The organism is Prochlorococcus sp. MIT2308 (genome assembly GCF_059772345.1).
On sequence record NZ_CM186283.1, the window covers coordinates 242,514 to 269,183 of the forward strand.

Here is a 26,670-nt window from a genome sequence, read left to right on the forward strand (position 1 = left end):
CTTTAAAGAGTGTCTGAGTTGGATAGTGAATTAGCTGAGCTGAGATTGTCTCTCAGAGAAATTTATCCTGACCACTCTGAACAAGAAATCAATTCAGTGTGGTCACAATTGTTGCAGATACTCGCTCCATTTCGTGTTAATCAGGAGATTAAAGAATTAGAGATCAAATCAATTTGGGATTCTTCAAGTGTAGTTTTGATTACTTACCCAGATTCAATTTATAGGAAAGATGAATCAACTTTAAAAACATTAACTGAATTCGTAAAAAATAGATTAAGTGGTCTTTCGTCAGTCATACATGTTTTACCTTTTCTTCCTTCTACAAGTGATGGAGGATTTGCTGTCTCAAATCATGAAAAAATTGAAGATGCTTTTGGTAATTGGAATGATTTAAAGAATTTATCAAATAAGCACAAAATAATGGCAGATCTTGTTTTAAATCATGTCTCTTCTTCTCATCCATGGGTGCATCAATTTATAAAATCTGAGGATCCTGGTAAGTCGTATATAGTTGCCCCTTCTGAGACTGATATTTGGGAGAAAGTTATAAGGCCTAGAAATTCATCTCTCTTCACTAACGTCAATACTAGAAAAGGCTTTAGGAAGGTTTGGACAACATTTGGACCAGATCAAATTGATGTTGATTGGAGAAATCCACATGTTTTTCTTGAGTTTCTGAAACTATTAGTTAGATATATATCTAGTGGGGTTGAATGGATTCGACTTGATGCAATTGCATTCGTTTGGAAGGAGCCATATACGACTTGTTTACATTTAGACCCAGTACATTCAATAGTTAAGCTTTTAAATAAATGCTTGAAAATTATTAAACCTTCTGCTGTATTAATTACAGAGACTAATGTTCCAGAAAAAGAAAATCTTTCTTATTTGGTTGATGGTAATGAAGCCAACCTTGCTTATAATTTTACGTTGCCTCCTTTATTATTAGAAGCTATTTATACTGGTAAAACTGATTTATTGAATAATTGGTTATCTAATTGGAATGAGTTGCCAAGGGATACATCTCTACTCAACTTCACTTCTTCACATGATGGGATTGGATTGAGAGCATTAGAGGGAATTATGGACGATAATAGAGTTCATAATCTATTGGTTGAATCAGAGAAACGCGGAGGATTAGTTAGTCATCGCCGGCTGTCTAATGGACAAGATCAACCTTATGAATTAAATATTAGTTGGTGGAGTGCGATGTCTAACGAAGGTCCTGATAATACGGTATTTCAATTTGAACGTTTTTTGTTAAGTCAGCTTTTTACCTTATCTATAAAAGGTGTTCCAGCTTTTTATCTTCCAGCTGTTTTAGCCTCCCCTAATGATCTTGATTCTTTTAGAAAAACAGGTCAAAGAAGAGATTTAAATAGAGAAAAATTTGAAGCAAACAAATTACTTGTGACACTTAAAAACTTTGATTCTCCAGCTAGTAAAAATATTTCATACCTCACTCATATAGTTAAAGTCAGGTCAAGGCTTAAAGCTTTTCATCCGGAGTCGAGTATGAAATGTATCTCTACAAAAACAGCTAATTGTATTATTCTTCAAAGAGGTTTGGCTGAAGAAAGTGTTTATGTTGTCTGTAATATGTCTCGCGAATTTTTAAGTATTTCTCCATTAAATGAACTTAATTTAATAGATTTAAGTCCTCAAAAGCGTTTACTAGATAATATTACAGGTTCTCATTTGAATACTGATACTTTCACTCTTAATCCTTATCAAGTAGCCTGGCTTACATTAGCTGATTAGCCTTATGAAAAATAATTCTAAATATTGGATAGTTACAGATCTAGATGGGACATTAATGGATGAAGACTACGATATTTCTCCAGCAAAAAAAACATTGAAAATGTTGGCTGAATTGAATATTCCTGTAATACCTTGTACAAGTAAAACTGCTTCTGAAGTTAGATATTTTCGAAAAGAGAATGCATTGACAGATCCTTTTATTGTAGAAAATGGAGCGGCTATTTATGGATATTATGAACAAAATACATCAGAATGGGAATTGATATTAGGAAAAAGCTACAAGGAATTAAAAATTATATTATTTAATATATCTAAGAAAGTTAACTACCACTTAACCCCATTAAATGATTTAAGTATAAATCAAATATTTGAACTCACTGGTTTATCTGATCAAGGTATTACCAGAGCTCTTGATAGGCGTTGGAGTGTTCCTTTCTTAAATCCTCCTGATGATATTTTTGAAAAAGTAAAGCTTATTTGTGATTCTCATAACGTTCATGTTTTTAAAGGAAATAGGATGAGTCATTTGCTTTCCAGTGAAAGTCACAAAGGCCAGGCCGTTAATAAACTAAAAGTTTATCTACATAACAATGATGTAAAGATTATTGGACTTGGTGATTCGCAAAATGATCTCCCTTTGCTTGAATATGCTGATATCTCTATTGTTATTCCTGGTAAAGATGGACCAAATAAGTATTTACAGAATGGTATTGATAACGGTTCTTTTCGATTAGCGAATGCTCCTCACGCACAGGGCTGGTCAAATAGTGTTGAGGATGTCATTAATGAATTTAAGGTTTTATGAAAGCAAACGGTATTAATTATGATCTAAATCATATTTTTCCTAAGGATTTAACGAAAGACTTTCTTTTTTCCCTTGATACTTATGGTTTATTTCTTGAAGGATTATCTATTAATCCTTCACTCTTTTATCAAAAATGGTCTGATGTTAATGTTCAATCCAATATTGATAAATATTGGAAACCAAATCAAAAATCAGATTGGAAATGGTCTTTATCATTTCCATTTTTTTCTCTTTTAGAAAATTATATAAATACTATTAATAAACCAGTAATAATAGGTTTTTCTGGGCTACCTGGATCTGGAAAGTCCACTCTTGGATTTTGGATTGATAATGTAGCTAGAGAGCTTTCTTTAGATATTAAAGTTATATCTTTGGATGATTTTTATTTGCCTTCCCAAGAAATGGATTTTGCAATGGAGGGTAATCCATGGAATGTTCCTAGAGGTTTTCCAGGTAGTCATTCTTTAGATTTATTGCATCAATCATTAGACACTTTTTTAGAAACAGGTGTTTTAAGCAGTCCTACTTTTGATAAGTCTTTAAGAGACGGAAAAGGAGATAGATCAGGTTGGTGTGACTATCAACCTAAAGTTTTAATCTTAGAAGGATGGTTTGTTGGTTGTGTTCCCGTTTCAAATTTATTTAAAATTGATTATTTGGATCAAGATGAATTTAATCTGTCCTTGAGCCAGTCTGAAAAGGATTATCGTGCGTTGATTCAAGAATCACTGTTAGAATATAGTGAAATCTGGAAAAAATTTCATAAAATATGGCATCTTAAATCTTCTGAATTTAATAATATAGTCCTGTGGAAATCTAATCAAGAAAATGAAATGATTAAATTAAAAGGATCAGGTTTAAAAGGTAATAATTTATCTAATTTTATACGTATGATTCAAACCGCAATTCCACAACAATCTTTATCATTTATTAATTCAGATACGTCAGTTGAAATCAATCAAAATCGTCGCATTAAAAAATTAAATTCAACTAAATATCATTTCTAATATTATTAATATATATTAATTAGTGTTTGCTTAGATTTTTATTATTTTGTTTACTCTTTTTATCTTTTGTTAAACTTTTATCTTTTAATCTACTTACACACTATTATCATTAAATATAAACTTACACATGCCGATAAAATGGCTTCATATATCTATTTGATTCAAAACGGTGATTTATTCAATATTGGTTTTACTAACAACCTTGAACGCACTAGAATTGATTTAAGACCTGGAGAATTGATCGCTTTCTTAATTACCGAAAAACCTGAACCGATTATTAAAAATCTTAGGAAAACATATGTTGATAACAGATTACCTGGTTCAGATTACTATCGACTTGCTAATTCACAGGTAAAAGAATGCAAGTCTCTCCTTGATGGAGATGGATCTAATAATTATTTTCAACCTTTTCTCAAAGGTCCAAGTTTAGTTATATTCTTTATCCTTTCTTGGTTGACACTAACGTTTATTATTATTGAGTTTGCAGTAGATCCAATACTTAATAGGTTTAGCTAATAGGTACTTTTTTAATAGATTTATTATTTATAAAGATTTTTAATGTAAAAAAAATTGATTTTCTTGTTAGATTAACCTAAATAAATTGTTTAGATTGATTTGAATTTATCTAATTTTTTAATTTTTGTAGCAGTACCTTTCGTTGTCTCTGCAGTTTTTTTTGGCACTAAGAATGGTTATTACAATAGCGATGATTATGAAGGAGATGGATGTGCTCATGATGTACAGAGATGATAATTTTACCCACCTTCATAGCCATTGTTGCGATTTCCTTTAATTACTTGAATTTTTGATGCATGTCCATTTGCTGTCAAATTGCCATACAGGTTTGTAGATATCATTCTCGATTTTCTTTCCAGCTTCCATACACATCCTTTCGGACCCAATAGGAATAGCAAATAATGAGGGACTTGTGATCCCACTTACTTGTGGTTTTCCTCCAGGACCTTGTCTATAGCTGCCTATTACCAACCAGTAATCTGCTTTTGCCTTTCCTTGTAATCCAGCCAATGATGTTAGAACAAGAATTAATGAGAATATAAATTTTTTACCCATGATTTATTCTTGAAATTATATCTATACTAATTGAAAATTAGAAGAGAATTAGCGAGTTCCTCTTTTTATTTTCATAATATGCACGTAGACATTAGTCCTTATTTATTTATTTACCTTAAATCAATTTTCTTAGGCATTATTCAAGGTCTTACTGAGTTTCTTCCAATTAGTAGTACAGCTCATTTAAAAGTTGTTCCTTATTTTTTTGGATGGAATGATCCTGGCGTCTCTTTCTCAGCTTCCATTCAATTAGGAAGTGCAGTTGCTATTATTTATTATTTTCGAGATCAGATTAGTTCAATTATTGTTCCCTTTCTTTTGAATTTTAATCAGCTTAAAGTTTTCAAGGACGATAATACTAGACTTGCTACTTTTATCTTTATAGCCAACATTCCAATATGTATTTTGGGTTTTTTTATCAAATTATATTGGCCCTATTTTTCTGATTCGAACTTAAGAGGTTTATTTTCCATAGCTATTATATCTATTTTAATGGGATCTTTCTTAGCACTTTCGGAAATTTATGGTAAAAGAACAAAGCAACTTAATGATATTAATTTAAAAGATATTATGTTTTTAGGCCTTGCTCAATCACTTGCTGTAATACCTGGAGTATCGAGATCTGGTATTACTTTGACCTCAGCTTTATTTTCAGGAATTGAAAGAAAAACTGCAGCTCGACTTTCTTTTCTGGTTGGGATCCCAGCTATTTCAATTTCCGGACTAGTTGAATTTTTTACTTTATTTAGAACATTATCTGCAACAGATCTTCTACCTACAGTTCTTGGTATTATTTCATCCTTCTTTTCTTCATTATTTGCTATGGACCTGCTTCTGAAGTTCTTAGCTAAAAATAATACTTTTATTTTTGTCTATTATCGTTTAGCTTTTGGTGTTTTTATATTATCAGCTTTATAAATTTAAATTTTCTATATTCGTTGGTTTAATATTGATTTATGATATTGATTTGTTCATGATGAAGTTTTTAACTAATTTATTCATTGTTTCTTTTGGGGAGATTGATATACCACCATATCTCTTTGCATTAATTATTTTTTTAAGTCTATTTGTTTTTTTGGCAGTTTTGATTAGTACAACTAAATTAATCCAATCTTTAGTCAACGAAACTGATTAGTAATACATTTTTTTAGTCTATCGGAACGGCGGGATTTGAACCCACGACCCCCACTACCCCAAAGTGGTGCGCTACCAAGCTGCGCTACGTCCCGTTTTTTTTAAATTATCACAAGGTCTTGCTGATAGTTCCATTTTTTAATGATTTCCATTTAATTCTATTTTTAGTCTTTCTATTTATTCGTCTAATGAGTGAATTCCTATTTTCATTAGAATATCCATGAATAGATAGTCTTTTAGCCATTGATCTTAACTCGTAGATATTCATTTTTGAGAGTATTAATTCAGTATCGTTTTCCCAGGCATCCCCCTCATTTGGCAAAATATCTTTATGTTGCGATGCTTCGATTGAATAGATTAATTCTGCAAAATATTCTGGAATAATTACAATTAAAATTGCAAGAATATTGTATATATTTATCCTGGCTCTTTCTAAATTTTTTTCTAATTTATTATTTTTCATATTTCTAAGATAATATAATTAAGGTTAAATATAATTTTCTTTATTTTGGATTAACTAATTCAGTATTTAGTGAACTATCCATCCATTGAATTGTGTTTTCTTGTTCAATTTTTGGAGATTTGAAGCTAAAAACTAAGAAAAATACTAACAACAACGTTGCAAATATTATTAGCAAAACCGTTTTGTCAGGTAATTGATCATTCATTATAAATTTGATTCGATCGGTGTATTATCGCCTCTAAGAATACAATGACTTATATCCCAATTATAATTGGTCCAAACTTTTTCATTTAGTTTAAAGTTTGCCCCAGTAAAGGTTTTAAATTTTACCTTGGTTGGCATAGCTGAGCAATATGGTCTGCTGCCAGGCTTTGCTAGATATTGTTGATGATAATCCTCAGCAAAATAAAACTTAATTCCATTCTGAATCTCTGTAGTGATTTCTCCAAATCCATTGTTTTCTAACTCTTTTTGATAACTATTTTTGCTTTCTGTTACTTTATTTAGTTGTTCTTTGCTTGTTGTATAAATAGCAGATCTATATTGGCTTCCACAATCATTACCTTGACGATTGCCTTGTGTTGGATCATGGCATTCCCAGAATAGTTTTAGTAGATCGCTTAGATCAATTTTATTATTATTCCAAACAACTCTCACGACTTCAGTGTGACCTGTTAGACCAGAACATACTTCTCTATAGTTCGGATTTTCCCTCACTCCCCCAGCATAGCCAACGGCAGTATTTACTACACCTGGCAGCCTCCAGAAACCTTTCTCTGCCCCCCAAAAACAGCCGCATCCAAAAAGTATTTCTTCCTCACTTTGTTTTGCTTGTGCGTATAGATCAGCTTTTAATATTGTATGAAGCACTTTCTTATTTTGTATTTCTATATTTCTTTTGGAATATAGCTTCCCAATTATTAATTTTAAATATTCACCGATTTTTTTAATCATAATCTTAATTTATAGTTTCTATTTTTATATGATTAATTAATGTAGTAACAAATGCAAATAATAAGAAAGGAAGGCTTAATACAAGGATTAAGCCAACACCCAGGAGAGCAAAAATAGGTCTTGATGAGCCCATTAATGCAAGGCCTGCAGCTAGACTTACAAAAATCACACCCATCCATGCAAGGATTTGTATATAAATATCACCAAATGCAAGATCGCAAATAAGTTTATATTTTGTTAACGCGCTCATGATTAAATAATTATTTCTTTGAAATAGTTCTCATATCTTATATCTAAATTAATTTAGATTAATTAAAAAAATATAATAAGTAATGATTAATCATCTGACTGAAGTTGCTCTTTAGCTTTTTCTCTTTCCCACATGCTTTTATACAGACCCTCTTTAATAATTAAGTCTTTATGAGTACCTTCCTGAACAATTCTCCCTTCCTGCATTACTAATATGCGATCACACGATGCAGCAGCTGAAAGTTGATGACTAATCATTAAGACAGTTTTATTGTATTGGTTTTTTATTGTTTGAAGTATTGCTGAGGCAGTTTTGTTGTCGACACTTGCTAAGGCATCATCAAGAACGATTATTTTTGAATTTACCAGTAATGCTCTACTCAGTGCTGTTCGTTGTCTTTGCCCACCGCTGAGAGTTATCCCCCTTTCTCCGACAAGAGTTTTAAAACCATCAGGAAAACCTTTTATGTCTTCTGTCATTCGTGCTTCATATGCTGATTCCTGGACTCTCGATATTGAAGCATTTGGATTTCCATATCTAATATTATCTGTGAGTGTTTCTGTAAAAAGATATCCCTCTTGAGGCACCAAAGCAATATTGCTTCTTAGCTGCTTTAGCTTTAAATCAGTGACATCATTGTCATCCAAAAATAATGTCCCTTCTTTAATATTTATCATTCTTCCTAAAGCTCTTGCCAATGTGGTTTTTCCGCAACCTACAGGTCCTACTAATGCAACTATTTCTCCTGGATTTATTTTAAAAGAAATTTCATTAAGTATTTTCCTAGGAGAATCTTCATACTTTATTGATAGATTTCTAGCTTCTAATTTGCCTAAAATAGGTTTAGATAAATTGACCGTATTATCTTTGTCTTTAATTGTTGGTTCATGCTTTAAAAGTTCTTCTACTCTTTCTAAACTTACTTGCCCCAATTGAAAAGTATTAAGTGTAAAACCTAATAGGGCCGTTGGGAAAACTAGTCTTTCTACATAGAGAATTAAAGCTACTAACCCACCTACTGTTAGACTTCCGCTGTTTAATCGACCACTCCCAATCGCAATCAGTAAAAGCAAGGAGATTGACGATAAACCTTGAAGAAGTGGAAATAAAGTACTTGCAGTTCTAGCTAGATTAATTGCAGCATCTCTGTATCTAGTATTTAATTTCTTAAATTCTTTTTGTTCAGCTTCTTCTTGACCATAAATTTTAATGGCGCTAATCCCAGATAGATCTTCTTGGATTAATTCACTTAATTCTGATAAAGCTTTTTGTTGCTTCTTTCTTTGTTTAACCATTCTTCCACCGAATAATCCTACGGTGCCAAGCAAAACTGGATACACAGATATTGCAAAAAAGGTTAAAAGCGGATCTATGCTCAACATTGCTGGCAATGTGAAAGTGTATGCCAAAAAAGTGTTTGTAAGACTAAGAACCGTAAAACCAAGCAATCTTCGAATGTTTTCTAGATCGCTGGTGGCTCTTGTTATTACTTCTCCAGTCCCAATGGTTTGAACCCATCCTGGATCTTGTTCCAGCATGCGATCAAATAATTTTTGTCTTAAAGAAACTTCTACTTGTCTCCCAACTCCAAATACTAGTTGCCGTGATAATAACCTTGCTCCTCCCATTACTGTCGCTAAGAGTATTAACCATGTCGACTTATTGAAAACATATGAAAATGTAAATCCTTCTTTTAGATCATCAACAATATTTCTAACTTCCATAGGTATGACAACACTTAAAATATTTACAAAAATCAGACAAAAAGCGCCTAGTATTAACCTCTTCCTATGTGGTCTCAAATAGTTTTTTACTAGATCTAGTCTTAATGCAGCCATTATTTTATTGATATACTCAGTAGCCTAGGCAATATAAGTCTATGGACGTGAGCAAAATTGAATTTAACTAATTTATGAACGAGGCTCAAAATCATCCGCTGTATACAACAGACCGAGAAAATCTTGATCGTTTATGTGCCATAGATTCCCCAACTTCTAATAACTATGTTGAGTTGGCAAGACTAATAATTCGCTATCAAGATTTCATAGGTGCCGAAGATCTTAATTCTGATATGGATAAATTATTAAAAAAATGGAGTATTAAACGAGATGAATTAGAGGAAATAACAAGAAAAATCTGGTCGGAAGGATTTCGTCCTACAAGTCACTCAAGTCCTGATAACGTTGGATCTGGCTTTGATACTTCAGATTCCTCCCAATCTTAATGTTAGGAAATTATTTTTTTATTCAAATAACTTCGATAATGGATATATTAATGATTAAGTTATAAAAAATATTTTGCCTGGATTGAATAGCGCCCTGGCATTTTTCAAATAAATGAACCCATTAAATCCTATAACTTTTTCAGTAATTCTTGAATCACTTCTTTCAGCCAATGATTTAAATGAAGAGCAATCTAATTATTTAATGAATTCTTGGCTTGAAAATAAAATTGAACCAGTTCAAACAGGTGCATTATTAGCTGCATTTAGAGCAAAGGGGGCTTCTGGTGATGAACTTTCAGCAATGGCAAAAATCCTTAGAAATGCATCAATAACCCCATCAGAGCTTCCTTCTTTCGATTTGGTTGATACGTGTGGAACTGGCGGAGATGGGGCTAATACATTCAATATTTCCACAGCGGTTGCTTTTGTCTCAGCTGCTTTAGGAGTGAAAATTGCAAAACACGGAAATCGTAGTGCAAGTGGAAAAGTTGGATCAGCTGACGTATTAGAAAAATTGGGATTACCTCTAAATGTCTCCTCGGAAAAAGTCGTTGAAGCTTTAAATAATTTTGGAATTACATTTCTTTTTGCTCCTTCTTGGCATCCCTCATTGGTAAACCTTGCTCCTTTGAGGAAAAGCTTAGGAGTTAGAACCGTTTTTAATCTGTTGGGCCCATTAGTTAACCCGTTTAGGCCTAAGTCACAAGTACTAGGAGTAGCTAAAGCTGATTTGCTTGATCCAATATCTATAGCTTTGAAAGGTCTGGGACTCAAACGAGCTGTAGTGGTACATGGTGCTGGTGGGCTTGATGAGGCTTCACTAGCTGGGCCTAATCAATTTCGTTTCTTAGATAAAGGTATAATTAGATCTGAAACTATTAACCCTAGTTCTCTTGAACTTACTGAAATTTCTAATGAATGTTTAAAAGGTGATGATTTGGAAACTAATTCTAAAATTTTAATTTCTTTACTTAAAGGAGAAGGAAACAAATATCATAAAGAAGTCGTAGCATTAAATACAGCTCTTGTTTTATGGGTCTCTGGAGCTGAAGATGATTTGCTTTTAGGTGTTAAACGATCTTTAGATTGTTTGAACACAGATAAATCATGGCTTCTCTTTAATAAGTTAAAAGATTTTTTAGTCACCTAATTCTTTTAACCTCATAAACTCTATTAATTATGTTTATTGATACTGATTGCTCTGCAATATTATTACTAGAGGATGGTACCTATTTTGAAGGAATATCTTTTGGTGCAGTAGGAACTATTTCTGGCGAAGTGGTATTCAATACTGGTATGACAGGATATCAAGAGGTTATTACTGATCCGAGCTATTACGGACAACTAATTACATTTACGTACCCAGAGATCGGCAATACAGGAGTTAATTCTGAGGATAATGAATCAGCACATCCTTCTGTCAAAGGTGTTATTACTAGACAAATATCAACTACTTCTAGTAACTGGAGGCAAAAAAATTTGTTTGAGAAATGGTTGAATGACGAAAATGTTATTGGAATTCATGGTGTAGATACAAGAGCATTAGTAAGGCATCTCAGAGAGTCTGGTTCTTTGAATGGAATCATTTCATCAGAGTCCAACCTTTCGATTGCTGAATTGTTTTCAATTTTAAAAAAATCACCCTCTATGAGTGGTTTAAATCTTGTAGATAAAGTAACAACTAAGAACACTTATAAAGTTAATTCATCTTGTCTTGTTTCATTCGATAAGAGGATTAAAAATATAAAAAACAAACCATATAATGTTGTAGCTATAGATTTTGGAATAAAGCAATCGATTTTGGATCGATTAGTAGCTCACGGTTGTGAAGTGACTGTATTGCCATCAAATTCTTCAATTTCCGACGTTTTATCTTTGTCTCCTGAGGGTGTTTTCCTTTCCAATGGCCCTGGTGATCCATCCTCAGTTGTTTGTGGTATTGAACTTGCTAAGAATTTAATTGAATACGAAAAACTTCCTGTTTTTGGAATCTGCTTAGGCCATCAAATTCTAGGATTGGCTCTTGGTGGGAAAACTTTTAAACTTTCTTATGGACACAGAGGACTGAATCACCCGTGTGGATTGAATGGAAAAGTTGAAATTACAAGTCAAAATCATGGCTTCGCTCTTAATTCTGAATCTTTAAATTCCGAAAAAGTAAAAATTACCCGATTCAATTTAAATGACCAAACAGTCGCCGCTATTTCAGTAATAGATAGGCCTTTCTTTGGTATTCAATATCACCCTGAGGCAAGCCCTGGCCCTCATGACGCTGATTACCATTTTAATCATTTCGTAACCTTAATAGAAGAACGACGATGAATCGTGGATTAATTTGGTTTCTATCACTACACTTCCATCAAGAAGTCATAGGGGACTAATCCCATAGCTGAATTACAACGACTTACTGTTTCTCTTAGAGGTGGTCACAACCAACAAAATGGTTGTTTGGTGTTAAATTTCACTGGTCAACTGGATGCCTATTCAGAGAAGCAATTCACTACATATATCAATGAAGTTTTAGGTTCAAATCAACTATCAGTAGTTATTGATTTAACTAATATTGATTTCATTGATTCTTGTGGACTAGGGGCAATGGTTCAAGCTGCTAAAAAATGTTCACAATCGAAAAGAGCCTTTAATGTTGTAGGGAACCCGCGAGTTATTCAAACGATTAAACTTGTTCGCCTAGAAGAATTCCTACATTTAGTACCAGATTTGAATACTGCAATTAGTAAGTTATCAGCTTGACTAATTGGATTCGCTCTTGCAAATCATCCATTACTCCTGATGGATTGGGCCCTTTGCAACTTGCATGGCTAGGGGATGCAGTATGGGAGATGCATCAAAGGTTGCGATATTGCAGTAGTCCAATGCGATCAAAGGATCTTCATAATGCTGTCGTCAAAGAGGTAAATGCATCCAGTCAAGCCAGGGCAATTAGAGAAATAGAGCCATATCTTACTGATATTGAAAAGGATTTTCTTAGAAAAGGCAGAAACAAGGCTGGAAGAGGTCCTAAAAATGTAGATGCAGCCACATATGCAATTGCTACCGGATTTGAGACTATTGTTGGATGGTTGTTTTTAAAAAATCCAAACCGGCTTGCAGATTTATTTGATCTTCTTGATCGACCTATTAACTAGAAAATAGTTCTTGTAAAATGAGTTATCGTTTCAATAAAGACACTAGGAATTCCACAAACTCTTCATTTGATAAACGAAGTGGTAATTATTATCGTCAGGATAATGATGCTAAGAAATCAAACTTTAAAGATCGCAGAAGAACAAATAATAAAATTAATCGTCTTCCCTCCGATCAAGTAAATCAATATTCATCAGATAAAGAATCTTCTGAACGATCAAGAAGAAGTAATCAGTCAAACTATACATTTAAAGGATCTAAACGATTTGATAGAAAATCGACGAACTCTTCATACAGAAATCAAAATACGCAAGAAAATAACAGTTACCGAGGATCTAACCGATTCGAGAGAAAATTGGCTAACCCCTCATATGGAAATCAAAATACTCGTGGAACTTATAATTCTAGAAGAGTCGAAAATAAAGACCCTCTTTCATATTCGGAAAGTTTTACCAAAACTTTAAGTGATGATTTGATTTGGGGTCGTCATTCAACCGAGGCAGCTCTTTTGGCTGGCAGGGCAATTCATAGAATTTGGTGTACCTCAGAATTACGTAGTGCTCCAAAGTTTTTTCAGCTTCTCAAAGACTCGAAAGCTTCTGGCGTCTTGGTTGAAGAAGTTTCTTGGTCCAGGCTTGGTCAACTCACTAATGGAGCAGTTCATCAAGGGATAGTTTTACAAATTGCTGCATCAAAAACACATGATTTGAAAAATTTAATTGATGCATGCAAAGCTTTTGGAGACTCATCATTGCTTCTAGCTTTAGATGGGTTAACTGATCCTCAGAATCTTGGGGCAATAATTCGATCTGCAGAGGCCTTGGGTGCTCAAGGTTTAATACTTCCACAAAGACGCAGTGCTGGTTTAACTGGATCAGTGGCAAAAGTTGCTGCCGGAGCTTTGGAACATCTTCCTGTTGCAAGAGTTGTAAATTTAAATAGGGCTTTGGAGAAATTGAAAGATGCAGGTTATACCGTAGTAGGCCTCGCAGAGGAAGGACCTTCAACTTTGTCTGAAATTAAATACCAAGGGCCATTAGTAGTCGTAGTTGGGTCTGAAGATAAAGGAATTTCCCTCATAACAAGAAGGTTGTGTGATCATTTGGTAAGGATTCCTCTTAAAGGAGTGACTACAAGCCTCAATGCATCAGTTGCTACGTCTATTTTCTTATATGAAGTAGCTAGATCAAGATGGATGCGAGCACTATCAGGACAAGACCCATCACCTAGATTACAAAAGCCTCAGTTTTCTATTGAAACTAATAACTAATAGCTTTTATTTTAATCTTGAAAAGGAGAAAATATTTTTTATAGTTTTACTATAATTTTTAATACTTCATTATCAAGTTATATAATTAATTATATTACCCACAGCTTTTTATACTCAATATTTTTTTGCTTCTAATAAATGTTTCATCATCAAGTGAACATAATATTCCTTTTTTTTTTGATAAAAATCACGTTAAGAAACTATACTAATTTAAACGCAGTCTACTTATGGGTCCCATTAGGGCTCTTCGAAGCTTAGGTAATAGTTTTGGCTTGGCCTGGTGGGCCAAGGTTGAGACAATTCAACCTGAGGTAACTTATTGGTTTGGTCCATTTCTTACTCGTCGTAGCTTGAAAGTCAGATTAAATGGATTTGTCGAAGATCTTTCTGCAGAGTCACCTCAGAAAATAAGTCATAGTTTAATTAGGTGTCGCCGTAATGAGCCTCTAACGTCATAAGCTTAAAAATATTTTTTTCATAATTTAATAATGACTTTTGCAGACTTACGCCAGAAATTGAAAAGTGGTGAAGTCTCTTGCAAAGAGCTTGTTCAAGAAAAAATAAATCGAATAAAGAAATTAGATACAACTCTGAATTCCTTTCTAACGGTTAATGTCGATCAGGCATTATGTGATGCTAACCATGTAGATAAACAAATTGCCTCCGGCGATTCTCTCCCGATTTTATCGGGTATACCATTGGCCATCAAAGATAACCTTTGTACTAAAGGCATTAAAACAACTTGCGCAAGCAAGATCCTTGGTAATTTTGTTCCCCCATATGAGTCCACAGTCACCAAAAGGCTTTTGAAAGCTGGAGCAATAATGATAGGCAAGACAAATATGGATGAATTTGCTATGGGGAGTTCTACAGAAACCTCTGCATTTGGTCCTACTTTAAATCCATGGAACATAACAAAAGTTCCTGGAGGTAGCTCTGGTGGTAGCGCGGCTTCTGTTGCTGCTGGATTGTGTTATGGCTCACTTGGTTCAGATACTGGTGGTTCAATTCGACAACCAGCAGCATTTTGCGGGGTTGTTGGAATGAAACCAACTTATGGGCGTGTGAGTCGATGGGGATTAATAGCTTTTGCAAGCTCTTTAGATCAAGTTGGCCCATTTGCAAATAACGTTGTAGATGCAGCTGAAATTTTGCAAGTAATTTCTGGTAAAGATGAGTTTGATTCAACTACTGTTGATATTCCTGTTCCCAATTATTTAGAAACCCTTTCTAAGTCAATTAAGGGTCTAAAAATAGGTTTGATTGACAACTGCTTTGATCATGAAGGTTTGTCGACTGATGTTAAGGAATCTGTTCTTGCATCTGCCTCGCTGCTTGAAAACTTAGGTGCCGAGATTATCAATGTTTCTTGCCCTCGCTTTAATGATGGAATTGCTACCTATTACGTTATTGCCCCATCTGAAGCTTCAGCGAATTTAGCTAGATATGACGGTGTCAAATATGGATTCCGCACTGATGATGAACAATCTCTTATAGAAATGACCTCCAAAAGTCGAGCGCTTGGTTTTGGAAGTGAAGTTAAACGAAGAATTCTTATAGGAACTTATGCTCTTTCTGCAGGTTATGTCGATGCTTACTACAAGAAAGCTCAGCAAGTTCGAACTTTGATACGTAGAGACTTTGATGATGCTTTCAAAAAAGTAGACATTTTGTTGGCTCCCACGGCCCCCACTACTGCTTTTGGCTCTGGAGAAAATATTGACAACCCGATGGCAATGTATTTATCAGATTTATTAACTATTCCAGCAAATCTGGCTGGGTTACCAGCTATAAGCTTGCCATGCGGGTTTGATAAATCTGGTCTTCCAATAGGCTTGCAGCTAATAGGTAATGTTTTTGAAGAAGCGAAGCTGCTTCAAGTCGCTAGTCAATTTGAAGACGCTGCTGCGGTTTATAAAAATAGACCTAAGACGGATTTCACGTTGTAAAGATTAAACCACTTTATGTGGAGTATATAATTGTCGCTACACTATATGCAGTGTAGCTCTGTAGGATATTAATGGCTTTTGTTCCGATACATAATCATAGTGATTACAGCCTTCTTGATGGAGCTAGTCAACTCCCTTTGATGGTACAAAGGGCAAAGGAATTGGGTATGCCAGCTTTAGCCCTTACCGATCATGGGGTAATGTATGGAGCTATTGAATTATTGAAGTTATGTAAGGCAGCAAATATAAAGCCAATTATAGGCAATGAGATGTACGTCATTAACGGTTCAATTGATGACCCTCAACCAAAAAAAGAGAAAAGATATCATCTTGTGGTTGTTGCGAAAAACCAGATAGGTTATGAAAATCTTGTAAAATTAACAACGCTTAGTCATTTGAATGGTGTAAGGGGTAGAGGTATATTTTCAAGGCCATGCATAGATAAGGCTTTATTTAAAAAATATAGTGAGGGTTTAATTTGTTCAACAGCTTGTCTAGGCGGTGAAATTCCACAAGCGATATTAAAAGGTAGAAATGATGTAGCTAGGGAAGTAGCTTCTTGGTATAAAGAAATTTTGGGTGATGATTTTTACCTTGAAATTCAAGACCATGGATCTATTGAGGATAGAATTGTTAATAGTGAAATAGTCAAAATATCTAAAGAACTTGATATCCAAATTATTGCTACCAATGACGCACATTATGTATCAAAGAATGATATTGAAGCTCATGACGCACTGATTTGTGTTTTGACTGGAAAATTAATTAGTGATCATAAAAGATTAAGATATACAGGTACAGAATATATTAAGTCTGAGGAGGAAATGAGATGTTTATTTACTGATCATTTAGAGAAGAAAGTAATAAACAGTGCAATAGAAAATACAGTTAAACTATCAGACAAGGTTGAAGAATATACGATATTAGGCACCTATAAGATGCCTAATTTTCCTATACCCAATGGATATAAACCAATCGAATATCTTAAAGAGATAACTATCAATGGTTTGAGAGAAATATTAGATATTTCAGAATTTGATAATTTCCCAAATGTTTATAAGGAAAGACTTGAGTATGAGCTAAAAGTGATTGAACAAATGGGGTTCCCCACATATTTTCTTGTTGTCTGGGATTATATAAGATTTGCAAGAGAACAAAATATTCCTGTAGGTCCTGGTAGAGGATCAGCAGCAGGTTCTTTAGTAGCTTTTTCTCTTCACATAACTAATATTGATCCAGTTGAAAATGGGTTGTTATTTGAAAGATTTCTGAATCCTGAGAGGAAGTCTATGCCTGATATTGATACTGACTTTTGTATTGAAAGACGTGGAGAAGTTATCGATTATGTTACTAGTAAGTATGGTGAAGACAAAGTTGCACAGATAATTACATTTAACAGAATGACATCTAAGGCTGTTTTGAAAGATGTTGCTCGTGTACTTGACATACCCTATGGAGATGCAGATTGTTTGGCGAAATTAATTCCAGTTGTAAGGGGTAAACCTGCAAAATTGTCATCAATGATTTCAAAGGAATCGCCAAATAAGGAATTCTATGAAAAATACAACAATGATTCAAAAGTAAAGAAATGGGTTGATATGGCAATGAGGATAGAAGGAACAAATAAGACTTTTGGTGTGCATGCAGCAGGTGTAGTTATAGCGGCTAATTCACTTGATAATTTAGTTCCTCTTCAACGAAATAATGATGGACAAATAATTACTCAATATTTTATGGAAGATATTGAATCACTTGGCCTTTTGAAGATGGACTTTTTAGGACTTAGAAATCTTACAATGATAGAAAAGACAATTAATTTAGTTGAGAAATCAATTGGTGAGAGATTAGATCCTGATTCATTGCCTTTTACAGATGAAAAAACATTTGAATTACTTTCTAGGGGCGATTTAGAAGGAATCTTTCAACTTGAATCTAGTGGAATGAGACAAATAGTAAAAGATCTAAAGCCATCATCTCTGGAGGATATTTCTTCAATTCTTGCGCTTTACCGTCCTGGACCTCTTGATGCAGGATTAATTCCTAAATTTATAAATAGAAAACATGGTAAGGAAAGTATTGATTTTCAGCATCAATCACTTGAACCTATTTTAAGTGAAACTTATGGAATCATGGTCTATCAAGAGCAGATAATGAAGATCGCTCAAGATTTAGCAGGATATTCGCTTGGTCAAGCAGATTTATTAAGAAGGGCAATGGGTAAGAAAAAAGTATCTGAAATGCAGCGTCATAGAACACTCTTTGTTGATGGTGCAGTTAAGAATGGCGTTTCTGTCATTGTTGCTGAACAGTTATTTGATCAAATGGTTTTATTTGCTGAATATTGCTTTAACAAAAGTCATTCAACTGCTTATGGAGCGGTTACTTATCAAACTGCTTATTTGAAAGCACATTATCCTGTCGCCTACATGGCGGCATTACTTACTGTTAATGCTGGCTCGGCTGACAAGGTTCAAAGATACATTTCTAACTGTAATTCAATGGGCATAAACGTAATGCCTCCAAATATAAATACCTCTGGGATTGATTTTACTCCAAATGACAATTCAATTCTTTTTGGTTTTTCAGCGGTCAAAAATTTGGGTGATGGTGCAATTAGAAAAATTATTACCTCTAGAGATGAAGATGGCGAATTTAGTTCATTAGCAGAATTCTGTGACCGAATTTCACTGAGTGCTATTAACCGAAGAGGTCTTGAGGCTTTGATACATTCAGGAGCTCTTGATTGTCTTGAAGAAAATGCAAATCGCGGTCAGCTTATTGCTGATTTGGATTTAACTATTGAATGGGCTTCTTCAAGGGCAAAAGATAGAATTAGCGGCCAAGGAAACCTTTTTGATCTCTCATCTTCTATAAATAATGAATCATCATCGACTGATGATTATTTATCTGCTCCAAAGGCAAATCCAGTTAAAGATTACCCTCCCTCAGAGAAGCTTAAATTAGAAAAAGAGCATGTTGGCTTCTATCTATCGGATCATCCTTTGAAGCAACTTTCAGAACCTGCGAAATTGATTGCTCCAATCAGCCTTGGCTCTTTAGAAGAGCAGAAGGATAAGTCAAAGGTTAGTGTAATAGCAATGATTCCAGAGATGAGACAAGTCACAACTAGAAAAGGTGACAGAATGGCGATTATTCAGCTAGAGGATTTAACTGGTTCTTGTGAAGCGGTTGTCTTCCCCAAAAGTTATGAAAGATTATCTGATCATTTGATGGTTGAAACTAGATTATTGATTTGGGGCAGCGTAGATAGGAGAGATGAAAAAGTTCAATTGATTATTGATGATTGTCGTGAAATTGATGATTTAAGATTTCTTCTGATAGATCTACGCCCTGAGCAAGCTGCTGATATCAATGTTCAGCATAAATTAAGAGAATGTCTTTCAAATATTAGACCCGCTAGAAATGAATTAGGCGTTCGTATCCCCGTCGTGGCCTGCCTTAAGGACAATGATAATACTAGGTATGTAAGGTTAGGCGATCAATTCTGTGTAAAAGATACTGACTTGGCTTTAGATTCTTTGTCTAAGAATTCCTTTGTGGCGAGAACAAGTCAAAGTCTTGTAATTTAAATTTCATTTTTAACTAGTAATATCTTTTTGACTTGTTTTGAATGCGTCTTTCATCCTATTGATGTTTGGTTTTATATTTTCAAAACCAAGAAAACTTCCTGGATTAAAATCCCAACTCGCAGAAAGTATTCCATAACTTAATCCTAACAAGCCAATGAGAAAACATATCGCTGAACTGACTAGAGTGAGTGTTGGAGATATATCAGCAATACCTTTGCTTATTAAAAAATAACTTCCAATAAAAACTCCCATACCACTTAATGTTGGAATACCTGTCGTAAAAGCTATTCTCCTTGCCATTCTATTTGCCACATAGCTTGGAATACCTGAATTCTTATTAGTACTTTTTGAAGATTTCTTTGAAACTATTTTTGGAGCTGAGTTATTACTAGAGAATCCTATTTTTACTTCTTTAGGTTGTTCCTTTTTGTTTTTTTTTTCACCTTTCATTAGCTTCTAGCAATGCAATACAGGTCATTATCCTCTAATTGCTAATTTTTCAATAAGCTCTGTATATCTTTTTTCACTTTTAGTCCGTACATAACCTAAAAGTCTTTTACGCTGACCAATCATTTTAAGCAATCCTTGTCTTGAGGAGAAATCATGTATGTTCCCCTGAAGATGTTTGCTTAATTTTGAGATTCTTGTAGTAAGCATCGCCACTTGGACTTCTACTGAACCCGTATCAGTTGCGTGTACTTGATGGGTGTTGATTAGCTTTTGTTTCTCTTCTGTGCCTAGTGACATTTGGTTTAGCTTTTTCTAACTTACCAAGTTTAATTTAATCCCTAGCCTTCTATCAAGTACTCTTTTCACTCAATTTCATAAGAATTTCTTTGAGATGTTTATCCATCAGCTTTGCTTTCTCTTCTGATGATAGAGAGTTGAGTAATAAAGAATTTTCTTTTTCGTTGGTTGTTATGATTTTTATTGAATCTTTTATTTCATTATCCACATAGCCAAGTGAATTCAGAATTAGATATATTTCATCAATATGTTTAGAAAACTGATTAGGCTCTTTGTCTTTTTTATTGTTATGATTTGTTTCATTACTATCTATAAATCTTTGAAGTTTGTTTCTTAGCTCAACTATTAATCTCTCTGCTATACGTTTACCTATCCCTTGAGTTTTTGTTAATAAATTAGAGTCTTTATTTTCTATTGCATTAACTAATTGAGCAACTTCAAAGTTCTCTAACATAGCTATGCCAATTTGCGGACCTATGCCATTTACATTGATGATTTCTCTAAATAAATCTCTTTGATTAACCTCTATAAAACCATATAAGCTTGTACCATCTTCACGATCTATTTGGTGAATCCATAATTCAATCTCATTAAAGATTTCAAGCTCTTCTAAGTGTTTTGGCAATACTTGTATTTCATAACCAATGCCACCAACATTTAGTACAAGACCTTTTTTGGTGGATGTTTTCCACTTATGTACTATTTCACCTTTTAACCAACTAATCATTACTTATTCTGATTAAGTTCCTGCAAAAGTTTAAAACTCAACCACCATCAATCTGACATCCAACCATTGATCCACCTACTAAACCAGCAGGGATTGCCCACCAACGATCTTTCCCTCTGGATATTGCTGTAGCGAAGCCAGCACCTAAAATACCACCTGCGACTTTGCCTTCAGAGCAATCATTGTTATCAAATTCACTGTTTTTGTTTGTTGAGCCAATACCTGGGCAGGGGACTTCAACCGTTTCCTCCCATTTTTTTACATATCCAGGATCCTTTCTTGTCCCTGGAACATATTCTTCTCTATATTCGTTTCTCGTACAAGTTCTACTTGAGGAGTAACCTCGCTGATAATTATCTGCAAGAATCGATGTTGATCCAGTGCAAATAAGAACTATCGAAAAAATCATTGGTTTATATTTCATATTTTTGTTTGCGAGGTTATGGATGCACTAATAATAGTGGAAATTAGTACACAAAAACCACCCAAGTAAATTGAACTTGTTATTGATTCTTGGAAAATTAATATTCCCCATATACTTGCAAATATAACCTGTGAATAATTTAATGAGGTTGCTTGGCCAGCTGGTAGTAGTCTTAAACCCTCCGTTATACAGAGTTGACCAATTTGTGTGAAAATACCAATACCTGCTATCCAAAGCCATTCTGCTCCGGTTGGTAATATAAAATCATTAATTACAAAAGGAATAGATAAGGGAATAGAAACCAAAGGAAAGTAGAAAATAATTACAAGTGGGTGTTCTTTATAAGAAAGTTTTCTTACACATATATAAGCTAATGATGTCATCAAAGCGCCTAATATTGCAATGATAAGTGCTAATATTGTTTCTTGAATATTACTATTGGAGTTGAATTCTGGTTGACTAACTAAAAGAATTCCTATCCAACCAATAATGATTGAATAAACTATTCTCTTTAATATAAATTCTTTTAAAAATATGTATGCACATATCACTGTAAATGTAGGGTAAGTGTATTGAATTACTGTTGCTGTTGCTATTGGTAATATTGTTAAGGCCTTGAATATACAAAATAATGCTGCTGTTCCTAGCAAACCCCTTATGATTAATAATCTTTTCTGATATCCCCAGGGGTTGATTTTATTTTTATATAAGAAAAATCTTGTTATTATTATACTTATGCTAGCCCTAGCAAAAACAAGTTCTGAAATAGGTATCCTCCCTCCAATCGCTTTAACGCATACACTCATAAGGCTAAATGCTAAGCCACTTCCTATTAAAAATTTGATCCCTTCTAGATTTTTTCCAATATTAAATTCACTGGTAAGTTTTTTTTCTCTCAATTTCTAAATCTCTTAACTAAATATTTAAACATCAATTAAAATTATCATATGGCTTATGCTCGACTACATCCTAGAACAATTGAGTCTGTAAAAGAGCGTGTAGATATTGTTGATGTAGTTGGTGAACATGTTGTTTTAAAGAAAAAAGGTAAAGAATATGTTGGAATATGTCCTTTTCATGATGATAGTAAGCCTTCAATGTCAGTAATCCCTGGTAAGCAATTTTATTATTGTTTTTCATGTGGAGCTGGTGGAAATGCCATTAAATTTTTAATGGAGTTTCAGAGACAAAGTTTTAGTGAAGTTGTTCTTGAGCTGGCTAAAAAATATCAAGTGCCAATCGATACAGTTGAAGGACCGCAACAAGAAAGACTAAAGCAACAGATCTCACGTAGAGATACGCTTTATCGTGTTTTGAAACTGGCTACAGGTTGGTTTAGAAATCAATTAAATTCTCCTAGTGGAGAAAATGCTCTTAATTATCTTAAAAATAAACGTCACTTGAGTGATGGTACTTTAATCAAGTTTGAGCTCGGTTTTGCCCCAGATAATTGGGATTCATTACTCCATTATTTTGTAGATATAGAAAAAGTCAGTGTTGAGATCCTTGAATCTGCTGGTTTAATCGTACCTCGAAAGGGTGGTAATGGTTTTTATGATCGATTTCGTAATCGTATTATTGTTCCCATACATGATAGGCAAAAAAGAGTTATTGGTTTTGGAGGAAGAAGTCTTGATGGGTCAGAGCCTAAGTATTTAAATTCACCTGAGACTGAAATCTTTGAAAAAGGCAAAAATCTTTTTGGTTTAGATAAATCAGCTATTTCAATTAGGAAAAAAGATTATGCAGTTGTAGTTGAAGGATATTTTGATGTGATGGCACTTCATGATTCTGGTATTACAAATGTTGTCGCCTCGTTGGGAACCGCATTAAGTAGTAATCAAATAACGCTGCTATCTCGTTCTACCGATAGTAAAAAAATTCTTTTAAATTTTGATTCAGATAATGCTGGAATTCGAGCGGCTAATCGCGCTATTAGTGAGGTTGAAAACCTTGCTATTCAAGGTCAGCTAGATTTAAGAGTTCTTCAATTACCTTTAGGTAAAGATCCAGATGAGTTTCTTAAGGATAATTCACCCTCTGAGTATGAAGCATTAGCAGCTAAATCTCCTCTTTGGATGGATTGGCAAATAGATCAATCATTGAAGGATTTAGATTTAAATAAATCTGATCAATTTCAGGAAGCTGTTAGTACTCTAGTAAGTCTTCTTGGCAAACTACCTCAAACAGCGATCAGAACCCATTATTTACAGAAGGTCGCTCAGCGACTTAGTGGAGGTCAAGCTAGATTCGCTCTCCAACTAGAGGAAGATTTACGTAATCAAATTAGTGGTCAAAGATGGCACGGACGTTCTAAAAAGTATGAAAAACCTCAAGAAGTTAGTCTAAGAGAAAGAAGCGAAGCAGATATACTCTTTACTTATATTCATTGTCCTAATTATCGATCTTATATTCGTTATGAATTGCGATTAAGAGAATTAGACGATTTTGCAATTAATCATCATCGAGCTATATGGTCAACTATATGTAATATTGAGGAGAATAAGTTCGGTTCTGAAACTGTTGAGAAGATAAATCGTTCTAATGATTCAAATATTCTAGCCGATGTCGATTTAATTAAAAACTTGTTAGATAACTTCCTCGTTAGTAACAATGAACATCTTCCTAAACTTACTCCCTTACTAGAGGCTGATGAACTTCGTTTGGCAACACTAACTGATCCAGAATCGCTCATTCGTGGATCACTAGCTGCTCTTGAAAAGCAAAAATCTTTAAAACGTTGTAGACATCTAATTGAAGCCTGGAGTTCTCAACGATTACAAACTCTTGAGAACTGTATTGCCTCTCTTATTGTTCAGGAATCCTCTAAGCCTAGTAATTCATCTGATATGGAAAAGAAAGTGATTAGCATGTTTGAAGAGTTAAATAATGATGCTATAAATTTTCAGCAACTTTATTACGCTGAAAGGAAGCATATATTAAGTTTAGATCAACAGCGATGTTACAAATAATCTTCTATAGTTATATTTAACCGTGCTAAATTCCTCTTCTTTTAATTTAGATGAATGTTATTTATCTAATGATCTATGGCCAGACTTTATTAATAAAATTGGTTTCATAAAAGCAAAATTAGCTATACGTCAGTCTCTCGATCTTCAGAGAATGCAGGGATCTAATTTAACTATACCTGTCCTTTTTCTTGATACATGTGGAACGGCCCTGGTTGATGCCAATGCTGTTAAGACTTATATTGGTTTTTCTTATTTGGATCCAGGAAGCGTTTTGATTTTCAGTGGTAAAACAAAAGCTATTCAACTACTTAGAGAAAATTAATTTTATTCAACTACTATAAACAATATTTTTTCAATTCTTTTACTACTAATTTTGGTTTATTTTCTAATATATACGCTTGTCTTTCTTTCTCTTCCTCTCCTGATATTCTTATAGATTCCTTTAAAGCTTTTATCTTTGAGGGACTTATTGAAAACTTTTGATCTATGTTTAATAACTTTCCATCATTGCATTCTTGTGCAACATGAACTGCTTCATGTCTTAAAGCTTTTTTTATATGTAATGCTGTCCTTTCAAAAGTATCCTTATCTTTCTTCCTTAAATTCGTATAGCCTTCTCTCTTCTTAGCATTATTGGTGCAAACTATAATTACTTTCTTCCTCTTATTTAAGAAACCTACATAGTTATCACTTGTTAAGCATAGTTGTGTATTCTCTGTTGTTTTGTAACCAGCTTGTTCAACTAACTTTACTATTTCTAGTTCTGTTCTATCTAGAAAATCTACGAATTCCATTATTATTTTAATGCTTATGATTTTTATTTATCCTACTCTACCATGACTTTCTATTCCATTTATTGTGACAATAATCATTCTTAGTTTAAGTATAATATTAAATATTAATTAGCATATATTGTTGGAATATTTTCTATGTTTGTTGTCTTTATAAGAGATACTTTTTCCCTGCGCGGGCTCCATTCCTTTTCAATGACAGATGATCCCCAATTTATTGTATCTCTACCATTTCTATTGTTGATTTCATCTATTACATAATTTAGTCTTTGTTGAGATAACTCTTTTTCAATAGATTGTTGATTTAACAATTGTTTTTGTTCATATTGATTACTTTGTAATTTATGTAATATTACACCTGCTTTTATTAACCTTTTATATGGTCTAAATATTTTCTGTGTTAATTCTAAACTTGTTTTAAGTATAATTCTTGAATCAGATGTTGGGACATTTATTTTTCCTGTTGCTTCGCTTTTATAAAAGTCTTTAGAATGAATATTTGTATTCGTGAATATTGTAATAGCTGAAGATAATTGATTGTATTTTCGAAGTTTTGCGCTTGCGATTAAAACATATTTAATGATTATCTGCCGCAACTCTTCTAAGCTATCTATTGGATATGAAAGACTCCTGCTTACACAGATTTGTTTTCTATTTGATGATGTTTCTTTTATTGGGATACAGAGGTTTCCTTTTAATTCATTTTGAATGCGTAGACCAACCACACCATATTTTTCTTTGATTTGGCTACTTGACATATCTTTAAATTCTAGGGCATTAGAGATCCCTTTTTCTTTTAGCCATATGGACATTCTTTTACCTATCCCCCAAACTTGATCTACTTTAATTAGATTAAGATAAGGGTCTTTATTTTCAATGATACCTATATCAAATATACCTGAATTATTTTCTATTTTTTTTGCTAGATGATTAGAAATTTTTGATAAAACTTTTGTCTCCCCAATACCGATAGTTATTGGTATTCCGATATTTTGGTAAACTAAAGCTCTTAAATCCTTTCCCCATTGATATAAGCACTTTTCTTTAGGACGTTTTATCGTTCCAAATGCTTCATCTATAGAGTAGATTTCCAGTTCTTCACAATTTTTTCTTAGTAGCTGCATTAATCGATTACTTATATCACCGTAAAGCTCGTAATTCGAACTTCTCACATTTATATTTAATTGACTTAGCTTATTCTTTAATTTGAAATAAGGTTCTCCCATACGAATTCCCATTTTTCTAGCCTCTGAATTTCGAGCTATTATGCATCCATCATTATTTGAAAGTACAACTAAGCCTTTTCCTCTTGTAGATGGATCGACTAATTGTTCACACGAGGCATAGAAATTATTCCCATCAATCTGAAGTATTACTTTGGACATAA

General features: G+C 33.6%; 30 protein-coding genes and 1 tRNA gene. 17 read left to right on the forward strand and 14 right to left on the reverse strand.

Annotated features, from left to right (window positions below; all coding sequences use genetic code 11):
- The first annotated feature begins 9 nt into the window (after window positions 1-9).
- The 5 genes from AC6EIW_RS01265 to AC6EIW_RS01285 all read left to right on the forward strand — a co-directional run bounded on the left by AC6EIW_RS01265 (window position 10) and on the right by AC6EIW_RS01285 (window position 4,323).
- Entirely contained in the window at window positions 10-1,761 is a 1,752-nt protein-coding gene (locus tag AC6EIW_RS01265) for a sugar phosphorylase (RefSeq protein ID WP_498520829.1), read from the forward strand.
- 4 nt (window positions 1,762-1,765) lie between these two features.
- Window positions 1,766-2,566, forward strand: a complete 801-nt coding sequence (gene yedP, locus AC6EIW_RS01270) for a mannosyl-3-phosphoglycerate phosphatase-related protein YedP (protein WP_498520830.1) — start codon at window positions 1,766-1,768, stop codon at window positions 2,564-2,566.
- Window positions 2,563-3,573 carry a nucleoside/nucleotide kinase family protein gene (locus AC6EIW_RS01275; protein ID WP_498520831.1) on the forward strand — a complete coding sequence of 337 codons (1,011 nt, stop codon included), beginning with the start codon at window positions 2,563-2,565 and terminating at the stop codon, window positions 3,571-3,573. The genes yedP and AC6EIW_RS01275 overlap by 4 nt, the downstream gene beginning before the upstream one ends.
- A 138-nt stretch (window positions 3,574-3,711) precedes the next feature.
- On the forward strand, window positions 3,712-4,089 hold the full coding sequence (locus AC6EIW_RS01280; protein WP_498520832.1) for a GIY-YIG nuclease family protein: 378 nt from the start codon (window positions 3,712-3,714) through the stop codon (window positions 4,087-4,089).
- Between the two features lie 99 nt (window positions 4,090-4,188).
- Window positions 4,189-4,323, forward strand: coding sequence for a DUF8629 family protein (locus tag AC6EIW_RS01285; RefSeq protein ID WP_498462632.1), 135 nt, complete (start codon window positions 4,189-4,191; stop codon window positions 4,321-4,323).
- Window positions 4,324-4,362: 39 nt separating this feature from the next.
- Here the strand turns inward: AC6EIW_RS01285 and AC6EIW_RS01290 are convergent, their stop codons facing one another.
- The gene (locus AC6EIW_RS01290; protein WP_498462633.1) at window positions 4,363-4,644 is read right to left on the reverse strand and encodes a hypothetical protein; all 282 of its coding nucleotides are present in this window, start codon (window positions 4,642-4,644) and stop codon (window positions 4,363-4,365) included.
- 78 nt (window positions 4,645-4,722) lie between these two features.
- Here AC6EIW_RS01290 and AC6EIW_RS01295 point away from each other — a divergent pair, with 78 nt between their 5' ends.
- Window positions 4,723-5,562 carry an undecaprenyl-diphosphate phosphatase gene (locus AC6EIW_RS01295; RefSeq protein ID WP_498520833.1) on the forward strand — a complete coding sequence of 280 codons (840 nt, stop codon included), beginning with the start codon at window positions 4,723-4,725 and terminating at the stop codon, window positions 5,560-5,562.
- A 237-nt stretch (window positions 5,563-5,799) separates the two neighbouring features.
- On the opposite strand, the gene AC6EIW_RS01300 is transcribed toward AC6EIW_RS01295, so the two are convergent.
- The 6 genes from AC6EIW_RS01300 to AC6EIW_RS01325 all read right to left on the reverse strand — a co-directional run bounded on the left by AC6EIW_RS01300 (window position 5,800) and on the right by AC6EIW_RS01325 (window position 9,283).
- Window positions 5,800-5,873 (reverse strand) — tRNA-Pro (locus tag AC6EIW_RS01300).
- Window positions 5,874-5,887: 14 nt separating this feature from the next.
- Window positions 5,888-6,241 (reverse strand): hypothetical protein, encoded by a 354-nt coding sequence (locus AC6EIW_RS01305; RefSeq protein WP_498520834.1) that lies wholly within the window; start codon window positions 6,239-6,241, stop codon window positions 5,888-5,890.
- A gap of 40 nt (window positions 6,242-6,281) precedes the next feature.
- Window positions 6,282-6,446 (reverse strand): hypothetical protein, encoded by a 165-nt coding sequence (locus AC6EIW_RS01310; protein ID WP_498520835.1) that lies wholly within the window; start codon window positions 6,444-6,446, stop codon window positions 6,282-6,284.
- Window positions 6,446-7,195, reverse strand: a complete 750-nt coding sequence (gene msrA, locus AC6EIW_RS01315) for a peptide-methionine (S)-S-oxide reductase MsrA (RefSeq protein WP_498520836.1) — start codon at window positions 7,193-7,195, stop codon at window positions 6,446-6,448. The genes AC6EIW_RS01310 and msrA overlap by 1 nt, the downstream gene beginning before the upstream one ends.
- Window positions 7,196-7,199: 4 nt before the next feature.
- On the reverse strand, window positions 7,200-7,445 hold the full coding sequence (locus AC6EIW_RS01320) for a hypothetical protein (RefSeq protein ID WP_110860620.1): 246 nt from the start codon (window positions 7,443-7,445) through the stop codon (window positions 7,200-7,202).
- Between the two features lie 86 nt (window positions 7,446-7,531).
- Window positions 7,532-9,283 carry an ABC transporter ATP-binding protein gene (locus AC6EIW_RS01325; protein ID WP_498520837.1) on the reverse strand — a complete coding sequence of 584 codons (1,752 nt, stop codon included), beginning with the start codon at window positions 9,281-9,283 and terminating at the stop codon, window positions 7,532-7,534.
- Window positions 9,284-9,357: 74 nt separating this feature from the next.
- On the opposite strand from AC6EIW_RS01325, the gene AC6EIW_RS01330 reads away from it, so the two are divergent.
- From AC6EIW_RS01330 to AC6EIW_RS01370, 9 genes are all read left to right on the forward strand, one after another.
- Entirely contained in the window at window positions 9,358-9,669 is a 312-nt protein-coding gene (locus AC6EIW_RS01330; RefSeq protein WP_498520838.1) for a DUF3288 family protein, read from the forward strand.
- A gap of 112 nt (window positions 9,670-9,781) precedes the next feature.
- Complete coding sequence (gene trpD / locus AC6EIW_RS01335; protein ID WP_498520839.1) at window positions 9,782-10,819, forward strand: anthranilate phosphoribosyltransferase; 1,038 nt, start codon at window positions 9,782-9,784, stop codon at window positions 10,817-10,819.
- A gap of 29 nt (window positions 10,820-10,848) precedes the next feature.
- Window positions 10,849-11,991, forward strand: a complete 1,143-nt coding sequence (gene carA, locus AC6EIW_RS01340) for a glutamine-hydrolyzing carbamoyl-phosphate synthase small subunit (protein WP_498520840.1) — start codon at window positions 10,849-10,851, stop codon at window positions 11,989-11,991.
- Between the two features lie 63 nt (window positions 11,992-12,054).
- Window positions 12,055-12,420, forward strand: coding sequence for an STAS domain-containing protein (locus AC6EIW_RS01345; RefSeq protein WP_498521595.1), 366 nt, complete (start codon window positions 12,055-12,057; stop codon window positions 12,418-12,420).
- The gene (locus tag AC6EIW_RS01350) at window positions 12,417-12,815 is read left to right on the forward strand and encodes a Mini-ribonuclease 3 (protein ID WP_498520841.1); all 399 of its coding nucleotides are present in this window, start codon (window positions 12,417-12,419) and stop codon (window positions 12,813-12,815) included. Before AC6EIW_RS01345 ends, AC6EIW_RS01350 begins: the two co-directional genes overlap by 4 nt.
- 17 nt (window positions 12,816-12,832) lie before the next feature.
- Window positions 12,833-14,083, forward strand: coding sequence for a 23S rRNA (guanosine(2251)-2'-O)-methyltransferase RlmB (rlmB, locus tag AC6EIW_RS01355; RefSeq protein WP_498520842.1), 1,251 nt, complete (start codon window positions 12,833-12,835; stop codon window positions 14,081-14,083).
- A gap of 227 nt (window positions 14,084-14,310) precedes the next feature.
- Complete coding sequence (locus tag AC6EIW_RS01360; RefSeq protein ID WP_498462645.1) at window positions 14,311-14,541, forward strand: DUF1816 domain-containing protein; 231 nt, start codon at window positions 14,311-14,313, stop codon at window positions 14,539-14,541.
- Between the two features lie 30 nt (window positions 14,542-14,571).
- Window positions 14,572-16,032 carry an Asp-tRNA(Asn)/Glu-tRNA(Gln) amidotransferase subunit GatA gene (gene gatA / locus AC6EIW_RS01365; RefSeq protein WP_498520843.1) on the forward strand — a complete coding sequence of 487 codons (1,461 nt, stop codon included), beginning with the start codon at window positions 14,572-14,574 and terminating at the stop codon, window positions 16,030-16,032.
- A 71-nt stretch (window positions 16,033-16,103) separates the two neighbouring features.
- A complete protein-coding gene (locus AC6EIW_RS01370; RefSeq protein WP_498520844.1) occupies window positions 16,104-19,622 on the forward strand; it encodes a DNA polymerase III subunit alpha in 3,519 nt (1,172 codons plus the stop codon).
- A gap of 9 nt (window positions 19,623-19,631) precedes the next feature.
- Here the strand turns inward: AC6EIW_RS01370 and AC6EIW_RS01375 are convergent, their stop codons facing one another.
- The 5 genes from AC6EIW_RS01375 to AC6EIW_RS01395 are packed head-to-tail and all read right to left on the reverse strand — an operon-like array spanning window position 19,632 to window position 22,419.
- Window positions 19,632-20,072 carry a photosystem II biosynthesis protein gene (locus AC6EIW_RS01375; protein WP_498520845.1) on the reverse strand — a complete coding sequence of 147 codons (441 nt, stop codon included), beginning with the start codon at window positions 20,070-20,072 and terminating at the stop codon, window positions 19,632-19,634.
- 27 nt (window positions 20,073-20,099) lie between these two features.
- Complete coding sequence (gene rpsO / locus AC6EIW_RS01380) at window positions 20,100-20,369, reverse strand: 30S ribosomal protein S15 (protein ID WP_498520846.1); 270 nt, start codon at window positions 20,367-20,369, stop codon at window positions 20,100-20,102.
- Window positions 20,370-20,421: 52 nt separating this feature from the next.
- A complete protein-coding gene (gene ruvA, locus AC6EIW_RS01385; protein ID WP_498520847.1) occupies window positions 20,422-21,096 on the reverse strand; it encodes a Holliday junction branch migration protein RuvA in 675 nt (224 codons plus the stop codon).
- Window positions 21,097-21,133: 37 nt separating this feature from the next.
- A complete protein-coding gene (locus AC6EIW_RS01390) occupies window positions 21,134-21,520 on the reverse strand; it encodes a cAMP phosphodiesterase (RefSeq protein WP_498520848.1) in 387 nt (128 codons plus the stop codon).
- A complete protein-coding gene (locus tag AC6EIW_RS01395; protein WP_498520849.1) occupies window positions 21,517-22,419 on the reverse strand; it encodes a DMT family transporter in 903 nt (300 codons plus the stop codon). The genes AC6EIW_RS01390 and AC6EIW_RS01395 overlap by 4 nt, the downstream gene beginning before the upstream one ends.
- A 48-nt stretch (window positions 22,420-22,467) precedes the next feature.
- Here AC6EIW_RS01395 and dnaG point away from each other — a divergent pair, with 48 nt between their 5' ends.
- Window positions 22,468-24,492, forward strand: coding sequence for a DNA primase (dnaG, locus tag AC6EIW_RS01400; protein WP_498520850.1), 2,025 nt, complete (start codon window positions 22,468-22,470; stop codon window positions 24,490-24,492).
- A gap of 22 nt (window positions 24,493-24,514) precedes the next feature.
- Window positions 24,515-24,814, forward strand: a complete 300-nt coding sequence (locus AC6EIW_RS01405; protein WP_498520851.1) for a hypothetical protein — start codon at window positions 24,515-24,517, stop codon at window positions 24,812-24,814.
- Between the two features lie 13 nt (window positions 24,815-24,827).
- Here the strand turns inward: AC6EIW_RS01405 and AC6EIW_RS01410 are convergent, their stop codons facing one another.
- Window positions 24,828-25,286 (reverse strand): DUF8637 domain-containing protein, encoded by a 459-nt coding sequence (locus AC6EIW_RS01410; RefSeq protein WP_498520852.1) that lies wholly within the window; start codon window positions 25,284-25,286, stop codon window positions 24,828-24,830.
- 104 nt (window positions 25,287-25,390) lie between these two features.
- Window positions 25,391-26,668 (reverse strand): Y-family DNA polymerase, encoded by a 1,278-nt coding sequence (locus AC6EIW_RS01415; protein WP_498520853.1) that lies wholly within the window; start codon window positions 26,666-26,668, stop codon window positions 25,391-25,393.
- Window positions 26,669-26,670: the final 2 nt, after the last annotated feature.